Source organism: Streptomyces chryseus (genome assembly GCF_014650755.1).
In the GTDB taxonomy this organism is placed as follows: Bacteria; Actinomycetota; Actinomycetes; order Streptomycetales; family Streptomycetaceae; genus Streptomyces; species Streptomyces chryseus.
The window spans coordinates 24846-39858 of sequence record NZ_BMVO01000026.1; the positions used below are offsets into that span (position 1 = coordinate 24846).

The 15013-nt window shown below is 72.5% G+C and carries 11 protein-coding genes; 8 read left to right on the forward strand and 3 right to left on the reverse strand.

What is annotated here, in order from left to right; genetic code table 11:
* Nucleotides 1-97 precede the first annotated feature (97 nt).
* From hisC to IE185_RS27765, 6 genes are all read left to right on the forward strand, one after another.
* A complete protein-coding gene (gene hisC, locus IE185_RS27740; RefSeq protein ID WP_138895743.1) occupies nt 98-1177 on the forward strand; it encodes a histidinol-phosphate transaminase in 1080 nt (359 codons plus the stop codon).
* 268 nt (nt 1178-1445) lie between these two features.
* Entirely contained in the window at nt 1446-2954 is a 1509-nt protein-coding gene (locus IE185_RS27745) for a cytochrome ubiquinol oxidase subunit I (protein ID WP_138895744.1), read from the forward strand.
* A gap of 18 nt (nt 2955-2972) precedes the next feature.
* Entirely contained in the window at nt 2973-3977 is a 1005-nt protein-coding gene (cydB, locus tag IE185_RS27750) for a cytochrome d ubiquinol oxidase subunit II (RefSeq protein WP_138895745.1), read from the forward strand.
* A 12-nt stretch (nt 3978-3989) separates the two neighbouring features.
* Nucleotides 3990-7634: a thiol reductant ABC exporter subunit CydD gene (gene cydD, locus IE185_RS27755; protein WP_189716238.1), complete on the forward strand. Its 3645-nt coding sequence runs from the start codon at nt 3990-3992 to the stop codon at nt 7632-7634.
* Nucleotides 7635-7658: 24 nt separating this feature from the next.
* Entirely contained in the window at nt 7659-9374 is a 1716-nt protein-coding gene (locus tag IE185_RS27760) for a sensor histidine kinase (protein ID WP_138906791.1), read from the forward strand.
* Nucleotides 9375-9495: 121 nt separating this feature from the next.
* Entirely contained in the window at nt 9496-10608 is a 1113-nt protein-coding gene (locus IE185_RS27765) for a M23 family metallopeptidase (RefSeq protein WP_138895040.1), read from the forward strand.
* Nucleotides 10609-10628: 20 nt separating this feature from the next.
* Here the strand turns inward: IE185_RS27765 and IE185_RS27770 are convergent, their stop codons facing one another.
* Complete coding sequence (locus tag IE185_RS27770) at nt 10629-11495, reverse strand: HAD family hydrolase (protein WP_229843731.1); 867 nt, start codon at nt 11493-11495, stop codon at nt 10629-10631.
* Nucleotides 11496-11665: 170 nt separating this feature from the next.
* Here IE185_RS27770 and IE185_RS27775 point away from each other — a divergent pair, with 170 nt between their 5' ends.
* Together IE185_RS27775 and IE185_RS27780 are read left to right on the forward strand one after the other, a co-directional pair.
* On the forward strand, nt 11666-12565 hold the full coding sequence (locus IE185_RS27775) for an LLM class flavin-dependent oxidoreductase (protein ID WP_138895039.1): 900 nt from the start codon (nt 11666-11668) through the stop codon (nt 12563-12565).
* 108 nt (nt 12566-12673) lie between these two features.
* Nucleotides 12674-13372 (forward strand): maleylpyruvate isomerase N-terminal domain-containing protein, encoded by a 699-nt coding sequence (locus IE185_RS27780; RefSeq protein WP_138895038.1) that lies wholly within the window; start codon nt 12674-12676, stop codon nt 13370-13372.
* 10 nt (nt 13373-13382) lie between these two features.
* Here IE185_RS27780 and IE185_RS27785 read toward each other — a convergent pair whose 3' ends face one another.
* Both IE185_RS27785 and IE185_RS27790 read right to left on the reverse strand, forming a co-directional pair.
* A complete protein-coding gene (locus tag IE185_RS27785; protein ID WP_138895037.1) occupies nt 13383-13925 on the reverse strand; it encodes an RNA 2'-phosphotransferase in 543 nt (180 codons plus the stop codon).
* A 123-nt stretch (nt 13926-14048) separates the two neighbouring features.
* Nucleotides 14049-14996 (reverse strand): MerR family transcriptional regulator, encoded by a 948-nt coding sequence (locus tag IE185_RS27790; protein ID WP_138895036.1) that lies wholly within the window; start codon nt 14994-14996, stop codon nt 14049-14051.
* Between the last annotated feature and the right edge of the window lie 17 nt (nt 14997-15013).

Genomic DNA, 15013 nt, shown 5'->3' on the forward strand with positions numbered 1-15013 from the left:
GCGCTCCCCCCATCCCGTGCGCCCGCCATTCGCAGCGGCGCGCAATCCTCATAAGGTGAGCAGCATTGGCGGTACGTACGGTCGAGGAGGACCCGAAGTGAGCGAGACGAGCCCCAAGCTGCGCGCGGTGCTGGACGGCATTCCCACCTACAAGCCGGGGAAGCCTGCCGCCGCCGGGGGACCGGTGGCGTACAAGCTGTCCTCCAACGAGAACCCGTATCCCCCGCTGCCCGGCGTCCTGGAAGACGTGATCGCGGCGGCCGGGAACTTCAACCGCTACCCGGACATGGCCTGCACCGGCCTGATGAACGAGCTGGCGAACCGGTTCGGGGTGCCCGTGTCGCACCTCGCCACCGGCACCGGGTCCGTCGGGGTGGCGCAGTCGCTGCTCCAGGCGACCTCGGGGCCCGGCGACGAGGTGATCTACGCCTGGCGTTCGTTCGAGGCGTACCCGATCATCACGCGGATCAGCGGCGCCACGGCGGTCGAGGTGCCGCTGACCGACGGCGACGTGCACGATCTGGACGCGATGGCCGACGCGATCACCGAGCGGACCCGGCTGATCTTCGTCTGCAACCCCAACAACCCGACGGGCACGGCGGTGCGCCGGGCCGAGCTGGAGCGGTTCCTGGACCGGGTGCCCTCGGACGTGCTGGTGGTGCTGGACGAGGCGTACCGGGAGTTCGTGCGCGATGAGGACGTGCCGGACGGCATCGAGCTCTACCGCGGCCGCCCGAACGTGGCGGTGCTGCGCACCTTCTCCAAGGCGTACGGTCTGGCCGGGCTGCGGGTCGGCTTCGCCGTGGCGCACGAGCCGGTGGCCGCCGCCCTGCGCAAGACGGCGGTGCCGTTCGGCGTGAGCCAGCTGGCGCAGGACGCGGCGGTCGCCTCGCTGCGGGCCGAGGACGAGCTGCTCGGCCGGGTCGGCTCGCTGGTCTGCGAGCGCAAGCGGGTGTACGAGGCGCTGGTCGGGCAGGGCTGGACCGTGCCGGACACGCAGGCGAACTTCGTCTGGATGCGGCTGGGCGAGCGTACGGCCGACTTCGCGGCGGCCTGCGAGAAGGCCGGCGTCGTCGTCAGGCCCTTCGCGGGTGAGGGGCTGCGGGTGACGATCGGCGAGGACGAGGCCAACGACATCTTCCTGCACACGGCGCAGGCGTTCCTCAAGGAGCTGTGACCGGGGCCGCGAGAAGGAGCCGTAGATCACACGCTCTCGTCCTTGCGGCCCCTCCGCCTTGGGTTTGACGGCCGTTTTCCGGCCTCTCCCTTGCTTTCCTGTGCCCTCGCACGCCTTTCCGGAGGTGTTCGGGGGCACAGTTGTACCCCCCGGCTGAATGTCATGGAACGCACGTGCGCCATACTGGTGCTTGTGAATGTGAACGCGTTCACAAGCTCACGTTTCACAAGATCCACAAGCTCCGAGGCGATTCGAAGGAGAAGGCGACGTGGACCTAGCTCTGGCGCCGGAGACTCTCGCGCGATGGCAGTTCGGCATCACCACCGTCTATCACTTCCTCTTTGTCCCCCTGACGATCTCGCTCGCCGCGCTCACCGCGGGACTGGAGACCGCCTGGGTGCGTACGCAGAAGGAGAAGTACCTCAGGGCCACCAAGTTCTGGGGCAAGCTCTTCCTGATCAACATCGCGATGGGTGTCGTCACCGGCATCGTCCAGGAGTTCCAGTTCGGCATGAACTGGTCTGACTACTCGCGCTTCGTGGGTGACGTCTTCGGGGCTCCGCTGGCCTTCGAGGCGCTGATCGCCTTCTTCTTCGAGTCCACCTTCATCGGGCTGTGGATCTTCGGCTGGGACAAGCTGCCGAAGAAGATCCACCTGGCCTGCATATGGATGGTCTCGATCGGCACGGTCCTGTCCGCGTACTTCATCCTGGCGGCCAACTCCTGGATGCAGCACCCGGTCGGCTACCGCATCAACGAGGAGCGCGGCCGGGCCGAGCTCACCGACTTCTGGCGCGTCCTGACCCAGGACACCGCGCTCACCCAGTTCTTCCACACCATCACGGCCGCGTTCCTCGTCGGCGGCGCCTTCATGGTCGGCATCGCCGCCTTCCACCTCGCCCGCAGGAAGCACGTCACGGTGATGCGCACCTCGCTGCGGCTCGGACTGATCACCGTCGTGATCGCCGGCATGCTCACCGCGGTCAGCGGTGACCTGCTCGGCAAGGTCATGTTCAAGCAGCAGCCGATGAAGATGGCCGCCGCCGAGGCGCTGTGGGACGGCGAGGCGCCGGCGCCGTTCTCGATCTTCGCGTACGGAGACGTCGACGCCGGGCACAACAAGGTCGCCGTCGAGATCCCCGGACTGCTGTCCTTCCTCGCCAACGACGACTTCTCCTCGTACGTCCCCGGCATCAACGACGTCAACAAGGCGGAGCAGGAGAAGTTCGGGCCCGGCGACTACCGGCCCAACATCCCCGTCGCGTACTGGGGCTTCCGCTGGATGATCGGCTTTGGCATGGCGTCCTTCTCGCTCGGCATGCTCGGGCTGTGGCTGACGCGCAAGAAGTTCATGCTGCCCCCGGCGCTGCGCACCGGCGAGGACGAAGTGCCGAATCTGGTGCTCTTCAAGAACAAGCCGCTCAGCGCGAAGTTCACCAAGTGGTACTGGATCGTCTCGCTGTGGACCATGGGCTTCCCGTTGATCGCCAGCTCGTGGGGCTGGATCTTCACCGAGATGGGCCGCCAGCCCTGGGTCGTGTACGGCGTACTGCGCACCAGCGACGCGGTGTCCCCCGGCGTCTCGCAGGGCGAGGTCATCGCCTCGATGACCGTCTTCACGCTCCTCTACGCGATCCTCGCCGTCATCGAGGTCAAGCTCCTCGTGAAGTACGTCAAGGCCGGACCACCCGAACTCACGGAGGCCGACCTCAACCCGCCCACCAAGATCGGCGGCGACCACGCGGACGCCGACCGGCCGATGGCCTTCTCGTACTGAGGACTGAGGAGCTGAGGTATGGAACTCCACGACGTCTGGTTCGTGCTCATAGCCGTCCTGTGGACCGGCTACTTCTTCCTGGAGGGCTTCGACTTCGGGATCGGTGTCCTGACGAAGCTGCTCGCCCGTGACCGCAAGGAGAAGCGGGTCCTCATCAACACCATCGGACCCGTCTGGGACGGCAACGAGGTGTGGCTGCTGAGCGCCGGCGGCGCGACCTTCGCCGCCTTCCCCGAGTGGTACGCCACGCTCTTCTCCGGGTTCTACCTGCCGCTGCTGCTGATCCTGCTCTGCCTGATCGTGCGCGGTGTCGCGTTCGAGTACCGGGTCAAGCGGACCGGGGAGCGCTGGCAGACCAACTGGGAGCACGCGATCTTCTGGACCTCGCTGCTGCCCGCGTTCCTGTGGGGCGTCGCCTTCGGCAACATCGTGCGCGGCGTGAAGATCGACGCGGACATGGAGTACGTCGGCACCCTGGCCGACCTGCTCAACCCGTACGCGCTGCTCGGCGGCCTGCTCACGCTGACGCTCTTCACCTTCCACGGCGCGGTCTTCGCGGGGCTCAAGACGCTCGGCGAGATCCGGGAGCGGGCGCGCGGGCTCGCGCTCAAGCTCGGGGTCGCCACCGGAGTGCTGGCCGTCGCCTTCCTGGGCTGGACGCAGCGGGACAACGGCGGCACGGCGAGCCTGGTCGCGATGGCGGTGGCGGTACTCGCGCTGGTCGCGGCGATCGGGTTCACGGCGGCTGGGCGTGAGGGATGGGCCTTCGGGCTGTCGGGGGTGACCATCGTGGCCGCGGTCGCGATGCTCTTCCTGACGCTGTTCCCGAACGTCATGCCGTCCTCGCTGAACGACGCGTGGAGCCTCACGGTCACCAACGCCTCGTCCACGCCGTACACCTTGAAGATCATGACCTGGTGCGCGGGGATCGCGATGCCCGTGGTGCTGCTGTACCAGGGCTGGACGTACTGGGTGTTCCGCAAGCGGATCGGCACGCAGCACATCGCCGACGCGCACCTGTAGGGGATGTTTCACGTGAAACCGATCGATCCGCGTCTGCTCCGGTACGCCCGTGCCACCCGCTTCTTCCTGGCGGCGGTGGTGGTCCTCGGGCTGGCCGGGGCGGGCCTGGTCGTCGCCCAGGCGATGCTCATCGCCGAGGTGGTCGTCGGCGGGTTCGAGCGGGGGCTGGACGGCGCCGCCCTGCGTACGCCGCTCCTGCTGCTGGCGGTGGTCGCGCTGGGGCGGGCCCTGGTCTCCTGGCTGACCGAACTGGCCGCGCACCGGGCGAGCGCGGCGGTCAAGTCGGAGCTGCGGGGGCGGCTGCTGGAGCGGGCCGCAGCGCTCGGGCCCGGGTGGCTGAGCGGACAGCGGGCCGGTTCGCTGGTGGCGCTGGCGACGCGGGGTGTCGACGCGCTCGACGACTACTTCTCGCGGTACCTGCCCCAGCTCGGGCTGGCCGTCGTCGTCCCGGCGGCGGTGCTGGCACGGATCGTCACCGAGGACTGGATCTCGGCGGCGGTGATCGTGGGGACGCTGCCGCTCATCCCGCTCTTCATGGTCCTCATCGGGTGGGCCACCCAGGCCCGGACGGACCGGCAGTGGAAACTGCTGTCACGGCTGTCCGGGCACTTCCTCGACGTCGTCGCCGGGCTGCCGACGCTCAAGGTGTTCGGGCGGGCGAAGGCGCAGGCCGATTCGATCCGGACGATCACGGCCGAGTACCGGCAGGCGACCATGCGCACGCTGCGCATCGCCTTCCTGTCGTCGTTCGCACTGGAGCTGCTTGCGACGCTGTCGGTGGCGCTGGTCGCCGTGGGCATCGGCATGCGGCTCGTGCACGGGGATCTCGACCTGTACACGGGGCTGGTGATCCTGGTGCTGGCGCCCGAGGCCTACCTGCCGCTGCGCCAGGTCGGGGCGCAGTACCACGCGGCGGCGGAGGGGCTGGCCGCCGCCGAGGAGATCTTCGACGTACTGGAGACGGAGCCGAGGGAGCCGGCGGGCGGCGGTGACGCGCCCCTGGGGACGCTGCGGGTCGAGGGCGTGACGGTCCGGCACGCCGGGCGGACCGAGGCGTCGCTGGATTCGGCGTCGCTGGTCGTGCGCGAAGGCGAGACGGTCGCGGTCGTGGGGCCGAGCGGGGCCGGCAAGAGCACGCTGCTGAACGTGCTGCTCGGGTTCGTCCCCGTGGACGAGGGACGGGTCGTCGTCGGTGACGGTCCGGGCGCGGTGGATCTGGCGGCCGTGTCGATGGAGCGGTGGCGGGAGCGGATCGCGTGGGTTCCGCAGCGGCCGTACCTGTTCGCGGGAACGGTCGCCGACAACGTACGGCTGGCACGGCCGGACGCGGACGCGGCGGCGGTGACGGCGGCGCTGCGGGACGCCGGGGCGTACGACTTCGTGACGGCGCTGCCCGAGGGCGCCGAGACGCGCCTCGGGGAGGACGGCGCGGGGCTGTCGGCCGGGCAGCGGCAACGGCTCGCCCTCGCCCGCGCGTTCCTCGCCGACCGGCCGCTGCTGCTGCTGGACGAGCCGACGGCCGGCCTGGACGGCGAGACGGAAGCCGGGATCGTCGACGCGGTACGGCGCCTGGCGGCGGGCCGCACGGTGGTCCTCGTGGTGCACCGGCCGGCGCTGCTGGCCGCGGCCGACCGCGTGGTGGAACTCGCGGCCCCGCGCGGCGCGCAGGCGGCTTCCGGCCGCCACGCCGGTGCGGGCTCCGGCGGCCTCGCGGCGGCGGGTGCGGCAGCCGGTGCGGTACGTCCGCTCCGGGAGGCCGGCGAGCGGGTGGCGGGCGACGGGGTGGCGGGCGACGGGCTTCCGCGTGCCGTCGCGGCGCCGGCCTCGGTGGCCGGTGCCGACGGGGTGCGGATCGCGAACGGCGGCCCGGCGGCTGAGGGCCGCCGAGGGGTGCTGGGGCGGGTCCGGGCCGGGGGCCGGGAATTCCGGGGGCGGTTGGGGATCGCTCTGGGGCTCGGGAGTCTCGCGCTCGGTTCGGCCGTGGGGCTCATGGCTGTCTCCGGGTGGCTCATCTCGCGGGCGTCCGAACAGCCCCCGGTGCTCTATCTGATGGTCGCCGTCACCGCGACCCGCGCCTTCGGCATCGGGCGCGCCGTCTTCCGGTACGCCGAGCGGCTCGTCGCGCACGACGCCGTGCTGCGGATGCTCGCCGAGACGCGCGTCGCCGTGTACCGGCGGCTGGAGCGGATCGCGCCCGCCGGGCTGCGCGAGACCCGGCGGGGTGACCTGCTGTCCCGGCTCGTCGCCGACGTCGACGCGATGCAGGACTACTGGCTGCGGTGGCTGCTGCCCGTCGGCGGCGCCGTGGTCGTGGGCGCGGGCTCGGTCGGGTTCACCGCGTGGCTGCTGCCCGAGGCCGGGGCGGTGCTGGCCGCCGGGCTGCTCGTCGCCGGGGTCGGCGTCCCGTGGCTGAGCGGGGCGTGTGCCCGGCGGGCCGAACGGCAGCTGGCGCCCGCCCGGGGAGTGCTGGCGTCACGGGTCGTGGAACTGCTCGGCGCCGCCGCGGAGCTGACCGTGGCCGGTGCGATGAAGCGGCGTACGGCAGGGGTCCGGGAAGCCGACCGCGAGCTGACGCGGATCGCCTCCCGGGGCGCGACCGCCACCGCCCTCGGCGGCGGCCTCTCGTCGCTGGCCTGCGGGCTGACCGTCGTCGCCGCCGCGCTCGCCGGGGTGCAGGCCGTGCACGACGGGCGCCTGTCGGGGGTGACCCTCGCCGTCGTCGTACTGACTCCGCTGGCCGCCTTCGAGGCCGTCACCGGACTTCCGCTCGCCGTGCGGTACCGCCGACGCGTCGAGCGCGGCGCGGAGCGCGTGTACGAGGTGCTGGACGCGCCGGTGCCGGTGAGCGAGCCGCGGACGCCCGCCGCCCGGCCCGCGTCGCCGTTCCCGCTGGAACTGCGCGGGATCGGCGCCCGGTACGCCGGGCAGCAGCGCGACGCCCTGGCCGGCTTCGACCTGACGCTGGAGGCCGGCCGGCGCGTCGCCGTGGTCGGCACCTCCGGCGCCGGCAAGACGACGCTCGCCCAGGTGCTGCTGCGCTTCCTGGACGCGGAGACCGGGACGTACACGCTCGGCGGAACGCCCGCCGCCGAGCTCGACGGCGACGACGTGCGCACGCTCGTCGGCCTGTGCGCGCAGGACGCGCACCTCTTCGACAGCTCCCTACGGGAGAACCTCAAGCTGGCCAGGACCGACGCCACCGACCGGGAACTGCGCGACGCCCTCGCCGCCGCCCGGCTCCTGACCTGGGTCGACGCGCTGCCCGACGGGCTCGACACCATGGTCGGCGAACACGGCGCCCGCCTCTCCGGCGGCCAGCGCCAGCGCCTCGCGCTGGCCCGCGCCCTGCTGGCCGACTTCCCCGTGCTCGTCCTCGACGAGCCCGCCGAACACCTCGACCTGGCGACGGCCGACGCCCTGACCGCCGACCTGCTGGAGGTCACCGAGGGCCGTACGACGCTGATCATCACGCACCGGCTGCAGGGCCTGGACGCGGTGGACGAGGTCATCGTGCTGGACGACGGGCGCGCCGTGCAGCGCGGCCCGTACGCGGAGCTCGTGGCGGCCGAGGGGCCGCTGCGGCGGATGCTGGAGCGGGAACAGGCGGCCGAACCGCTCAGGACCGGCGGAGCCGTCGGCGCCCGACTTTCGCCATGAAATAGGACTTACTAGGCTCGTGGCATGCCCGTGGACGACGTGCCGGACCCGAGCGACCACCTGGAAGCGGCCACGCAGGCCGCCCGCAGCCTGCGCGGCCTGTCCACCGAACTCACCGCGCGTGTCCCCCAGCTGCTGGAGGCCATGCGGTCCGTCGGCACCGGCCTCGAACTGCACTCCACCCTCGACCGGATCTGCGAGACGGCCGCCGAGCTGGCCGACGCCCGGTACGCCGCGATCGGCGTCGTCGACGAGGAGCGCGACGGCCTCGCCGACTTCGTGACGTACGGCATGAGCGAGGAGCAGGTCGCACGGATCGGACGACTGCCCGACGGCCACCACGGGCTGCTCGGCGCGCTCGTCACCGACCCCGGACCGGTGCTCCTCGGTGACCTGACCGCCGATCCGCGCTTCGCCGGATTCCCCGATCTGCACCCCACGATGCGGTCCTTCCTGGGCGTGCCCATCCGCGTACAGGGCGAGATCTTCGGCCATCTCTACCTCGCGGAGAAGCACGGCGGGGCCGGTTTCGACGACGACGACCTGCACATGGTCCGGGTGCTCGCCACCGAGGCGGGGATCGCCATCGGCAACGCCCGGCTGTACGAGGCGGCCCGGCAGCGGGAGCGCTGGATCGACGGGTCCGTCGCCGTCACCACCGCGCTGCTGTCCGGCGGCGACGCCGACGAGGCGCTCACCGTCGTCGCGGAGCAGGCCCGCAGGCTCGCCGGCGCGGCCGCCGGAATCGTGCTGCTGCCCGCCGAGGGCGGTGGCCTGGAGATCGTCGCGGTGTCGGCCGACGACCCGTCCGACTCGCTCGGCGTCGTCGTCCCCCCGCAGAGCCCGATCGTCCAGCGGCTGCTCGCCGGCCAGGCGGTGTTCATCGGCGACTCGGCGAGTGACCCGCGCATGATCACCCGCCTGGCGCGGCAGTACGGGCCGAGCATGATGCTGCCGCTGCACAGCGGCGGCCGGGTGCTGGGCGCGCTGGCCACTCCCCGCGCGCGGGGTGCCAAGCCGTTCACGGAGGCGGAGCGGACGCTGGCCGCGCAGTTCGCCTCGCAGGCCGCGCTCGCGCTGATGATGGCGGAGACGCAGCGGGACCGGGAGCGGCTCGCGGTCTACGAGGACCGCGACCGGATCGCCCGCGACCTGCACGACCTGGTCATCCAGCGGCTGTTCGCCACCGGGCTGATGCTGGAGGGCGCGCAGCGGCGGACTCTCGTGCCGGAGGTGCGCACGGGGGTGAGCAGGGCGGTCGACGAGCTGGACGTGACGATCCAGGAGATCCGTACGGCTATCTTCGCCCTCCAGCAGGGCCCGGCCGAGGCGCCTTCGGGGCTGCGTACGCGGGTCCTGCGGGAGATCAACATGGCGGCGGTGCCGCTCGGCTTCAAGCCCGGGCACCGGTTCGTCGGCCCCGTCGACTCGCTGGTCGGCGAGTACACCGGCAAGAACCTCATCGCGGCGCTGCGGGAGGCGCTGTCGAACGCCTTCCGGCACGCGCGGGCGTCCCGGATCGAAGTCGTCCTCGACGCCACCGCCGAACTGGCCGACGGCAGCCGGGGGGTGCGGCTGTCGGTCGCGGACGACGGGGTGGGCATCCCGGAGGGCGGCCGCCGCAGCGGTCTGCGCAACCTCAAGCGGCGGGCCGAGTCGCTCGGCGGCACGAGCCGGTGCGAGCCGGGGCTGGGGGAGGACGGCGGGGGTACGACGGTGGTGTGGGAGGCACCGCTGTAGGAGCCGGCGCCGGCCCGGCGGGGACCTTGGGCGGGCGGCCGGTAGGCCGGATGGCGGACGACACCCCGGTGGCACCACCTCGGTGCTCGGGTTCGGGCGGTGACCGGGACACGATCCGTGGATGCGCCTCGGACCCTGCCCACGGCTGCTCGTGCCGGTGCTGTGCGTGCTGCTGTGCCTGCCCGCGCCCGCCGCAGCGGCCGTCCTCGCCGCTCCGGCCGCCGTTTCCGCCGCTCCGGCCGGTGACGACACGGCCTTCGACGGACACTCCGGCGGGCCCTCCGACAACCCCTCCGTCGGCGCCGAGGTGGCGCGGCTGTACGAACAGGCCGCCCAGGCGTCGCGGACGTACGAGGAGGGCAGGCGCGAGGCGAAGGAGCAGCGGGCGAAGGCCCTGCGCCTGGAGCGCCTGCTCGTCCACGCGCGCAACGACATCGAGATCCTGCGCGGGGACGTGGGCCGCGTCGCGCGGGCCCAGTACCGGGCCGGCGGCGGCGGGATCGCGTACACCGCGAAGCTGCTCCTCGCCGACGACCCGCAGGAGCTGATGGACGGGCACCGCCTCGCCTGGCAGGCCGAACTCGCGGTGTCCCGGATGCTCGCCCGCGCCGAGCGCGCCGAGCGCATGCTCGTCGAGGACGAACGACGGGCGAGCGCCGCCTGGCTCGACCTCGACGCGCGCACGGAGCAGCTCGCGTCCATCAAGCAGGCCATCACCGCGAAGCTCGAGGACGTCCGGTGGAAGCTCCAGGGCCAGGCGGACCGCAGCGTCTCGGCGGGGCGCTGCGCCGGCGCCGTGCGCCTGGACGAGCAGGCACCGCCCGCCGCACAGCCCTGGGTGACGCCCGTCGAGGAGTACGAACTGTCCGCCGGCTTCGGCGGCGAGGGCGCGCGCTGGAAGAGCCGCCACACCGGGCAGGACTTCGCCGTGGACATCGGCACACCGGTACGGGCCGTCGGCCGGGGCCGGGTCGTCTCCGTGTCCTGCGGGGGCGGCTTCGGCATCGAGGTGGTGATCGCCCACCCGGACGGCTACTACTCGCAGTACGCGCATCTGGCCGGCGTCATGGTCGACCAGGGCGAGCGGGTGCGCACCGGCCAGTGGATCGGCCAGGCCGGGACGACCGGCAACTCCTCGGGGCCGCACCTGCACTTCGAGGTACGGCTCACTCCCCACCTGGGGTCGGGGATCGATCCCGCGCCGTGGATGCGCGAGCGCGGGGCGGGTTTCTGAACCCCGCCCACCGCTCACGGCTACCGGTCGGCCAGGATCCGCTCGATGACCACCGCGACGCCGTCGTCGTTGTTCGCGACGGTACGGCCGGACGCGGCGGCCACCACGTCCGGGTGCGCGTTGCCCATCGCGTACGACGTGCCGGCCCAGGCCAGCATCTCCACGTCGTTCGGCATGTCGCCGAAGGCCACCACCTCGGCGGGCGAGATGCCGCGCTCCGCACAGCACTGCGCCAGGGTGCTGGCCTTGGACACGCCGTAACCGCTGATCTCGAGGAGCGCGGACGGGCTGGACCGGGTCACCGACGCGCGCTGGTCCGCCGTCGCACGGGCCAGGGTGAGGAAGTCGTCGGGGGACAGCTCGGTGTGGTGGGCGAGCAGCTTGACGACCGGGGCGCCGGAGCCGGGCGTGGCCTCCGCGAGGAGCTTCTCGGCGGTGGCCACGGTCGCGCCCGGGTCGAGGAAGAACGGCGGGTACTCGGGCTCGTAGTGGATGCCCGTGGAGAGCTCGACGGCGAACGACGTGCCGGGCGCGGCGGCGCGCAGCGCCACGACGACGGCGAGCGCGTCCTCGCGGGCGAGCGGGCGGACCTGGATCAGCTTGCCACCGGCGTGCAGGTCGACGACGGCGGCGCCGTTGGCGCAGATCGCCAGACCGTGGCCGTGGACGTGGTCACTGACGACGTCCATCCAGCGGGCCGGGCGGCCGGTGACGAAGAAGACCTCGATGCCGGCCCGTTCGGCGGCGGCGAGCGCGGCGATCGTACGGTCCGACACGGACTTGTCGTCACGCAGCAGCGTGCCGTCCAGGTCGGTCGCGATCAGCCGCGGAGTGATGGTGCCGGCCGGGGCCGGTCGGGCCTGCTGGGGGTCGGTCGCTGAGGTCACAGATCCATCTTCCCGTATGGAATGCACGGGCGTGCGAAGGGGCGCACATCTGAGAGCTCGGAGGTGGGCGCGCGCGCCGTGGCTCGGATGCCCACCGTGTCCCCTGCGCGCCGCTGCCGCGCACCTCAGGGCCCCTGGGCCGGCGGCCGGCTCCCGCGTAGGGTCGGGTCATGCGCCTGAGTACCGTGATACTTCCCATCCGCCGCTGGTCGCAGGGCGGCCGTGACGCCTGGCAGCGGGCCGAGCAGCTCGGCTTCCACACCGCGTACACCTACGACCACCTGTCCTGGCGGACCTTCCGCGACGGCCCGTGGTTCGGCGCCGTGCCGACCCTGACGGCCGCTGCCGGCGCCACTTCGCGCATGCGCCTGGGCACCCTCGTCACCTCGCCGAACTTCCGGCACCCGGTCACCCTCGCCAAGGACCTCATCACCCTGGACGACGTGTCCGGCGGACGCGTCACGCTGGGCATCGGCGCGGGCGGCAACGGCTTCGACGCGACCGCGCTCGGGCAGGAGCCCTGGACGCCGCGGGAGCGCGCCGACCGGTTCGGCGAGTTCCTGCCGCTGCTGGACCGGCTGCTCACCGAGCCCGCCGTCACCCACACGGGGAAGCACTACTCCGCCGACGAGGCCCGGAACATCCCCGGCTGCGTCCAGGGGCCCCGGCTGCCCTTCGCCGTCGCCGCGACCGGCCCGCGCGGGCTGAAGCTCGCCGCCCGATACGGGCAGGCCTGGGTGACCACGGGCGACCCGAAGCTGTTCGAGTCCGGTACGCCGGCCGAGTCGCTGGAGGCCATCCGCGGCCAGATCACCAAGCTGGGGACGGCCTGCGCCGAGATCGGCAGGGACGCCGCCGAGCTCGACAAGATCCTGCTCACGGGGTTCACCCCGGAGCGGAGCGGTCCGCTGCGGTCCCTCGACGCCTTCGTCGACTTCGCGGGCCGGCACTTCGCCCTCGGCTTCACCGAGATCGTGCTGCACGCCCCGATTCCCGACTCGGACTTCGCGGCCGACGAGAAGGTCTTCGAGCAGATCGCCACGGAGGGGCTGGCGCAGCTGGGTTCCTGACCCGGTGGGCGGCCTTGGGGCCGTGCGCTGAGGTCGGCGCCGGGCCCCGGAGCGGCGAGTGCGTGCGTTTCGCGCCGTAGATCATCCGCGCTGCCTAGGCTGTCCCGCATGAACGGGGAAATGGTCCTGGCGGCCTTCAGGGCCGAGTCTCAGCGCCTGTACGAGAAAGTCTGCTCGCTGCCCGAAGGGGAGTGGGACCGGCCGAGCCCGTGCGCTCCCTGGACCGTGCGCGAGGTGTTCGCCCACCTGACGACCGCCGTGGGCCGGGTCGGGAGCATGCTGGCGGAGCCCGAGCCGCGCCCGTCGGGGGTGCTGGTGACGGCCGCCGGTTACTACGCCCCGGACGAGCGCTTCTCGCCGGGAGCCAACGGCACACGGGTCCGGGCGGCCCAGGAGGCGGCGGCCGCGTACGACGACGGCCGGGCCCTGGCCGAGGGCTTCGACGCCGTCTGGCGTGCCGTCGCGGCCTCCTGCGCGAAGGAGCCGCCGGAGCGGCTGGTCCGTACCCGGCACGGCGACCCGATGCTGCTGTCCGACTTCCTCGTCACCCGGGTCGTCGAGGTGTGCGTGCACGGCTTCGACGTGGCCGCGGGGCTCGGTTGCCGGCCGTGGCCGACCGGCGAGGCGGCGGACCTGGTGGCGCGGCTGCTGCTGGACGGCGAGCCGTACGACAGGCCGGTCACGGTGGCGGGAGCCGGCTGGGACCGTACGACGTTCCTGCGCAAGGCGACCGGGCGGCTGCCGATGACCGAGGCCGAACGCACGGCGGCCGAGCGGCACGGCCTGCGCCGGCTGACGCTGGGCTGAGGCGGCCGCCTCACCCGGGGAAGCGCAGGTACTCAGGCGGTACGGACGCGGTGAGCCAGACGCCGTTGGCGCTGACCCGGAACACGTGGCCGACGCGGTGCATGGCCCCGGCGTCCACGGTGATCACGACGGGGGCGCCGCGCCGGGCGCCGACGCGGACGGCGGTCTCGCGGTCGCGCGAGAGGTGGACGTCGTGGCGGGCCATGGGACGCAGCCCCTCGGCCCGGACGGCTTCCAGGCTGCGGGCTGTGGTGCCGTGGTAGAGAGACGCCGGCGGCTCGGCCTCCGGGAGCCCGAGGTCGACGTCGACGGTGTGTCCCTGGCTGGCGCGGATCAGGGGGCCGTCGACCGCGAAGCGCTGTTTGTCGTTGACGGCGACGACGTGGTCGAGTTCGGCGCGGGTGATCGGGAAGCCGTGCGCGGCCGCGGCCCGCAGCAGCGTGTCGATCTCCACCCAGCCGTTCCGGTCGAGCGTGATGCCGATGCGGCCGGGCTGGTGTCGCAGGTGTTTCGAGAGGTACTTCGACACCTTCGTGGTGCGTCTTTCGTCCATCGCGTCAGAGTGCCCGGCGAGACGAGCGTCACGCCACTCATTTGGCCGAAGATGTTTGATCCACAACCAACTCGACTTTTCCACAAGGGATTTGACGGCTCTGTGGACAACTCCACTGGCACTTCAGCTGGATTGACCAACTTCGTTCTCCGCATGCCGGTTTGCGGTAAGTGCGTCCAAGGTCCTTGCCCGTACCTCCCGTTCGGCCGCAGCCGTGACGAACGCGGCGGCGTTGGCCGGACCAACCAGCGCGCACACCGCGCTCATTGTCTCCTCGGGGAGGGTGACCGTGGCCGGCCCGGACCGGGTGGCGGGCGGCTCGGCGGCCCCCAGGTGCCGCTGGAGGTGCCGGGTCGCGAACAGCCGCATGGCGCGGGCGAGTTCGGCGTCGACCGTCTGCTGGGCGAGCGGCCGCAGCCGCCGTACGAGTGCGGCCGCCCGCGTCGCGTCCGCGTCCGTGGGCGGGGTGTGGCCGAGGTAGCGTGCGAAGACGTGCTCGGTGGTGAACTCCAGGAAACGCGCGGCGATGTGCTCCACCTGTCCGCGAAGTTCCCGCAAGTGACCGGAGATGGCGGGCAGCGGCACCCCCGCCGCGTGCAACTCGACGGCCACGGCAAGCTCTTGGGGCGACGGCACCAGGAACTCGTCGTCCCGACCCGGTACGCGCTCCAGCACCCCGAGCTCCACCGCCTCCTCGACCGCGTCGTCGTCGGGCCTGCCGCCGAACCGCTCGTCCAGCTCGGCGCGCGAGATCCGGTCCGCCTCCTCGTCCGTCCACGGCCCGCTGACCTCGGTGACGAGCCCGAGCACCCCGCCGAGGCCCTTCCCCGCGTCCCACGCCTCCAGCAGCTCCTTGATGCTGGCCAGGGTGTAGCCGCGGTCGAGTAGCCCGGCGATCTGGTCGAGGCGGGCCAGATGCGTGTCGCCGTACACATTGGACCGCCCGCGCCGCTCGGGCCTGGGCAGCAGGCCCCGGTCCTGGTAGGCGCGGATCGTACGGACCGTCGCGCCGCTGAGGTGCGCGAGGTCCTCGATCCGGTACTCGGCCGCCGGCTGCCCGGAACCGCTCACGCCTTCACTCCCTCACC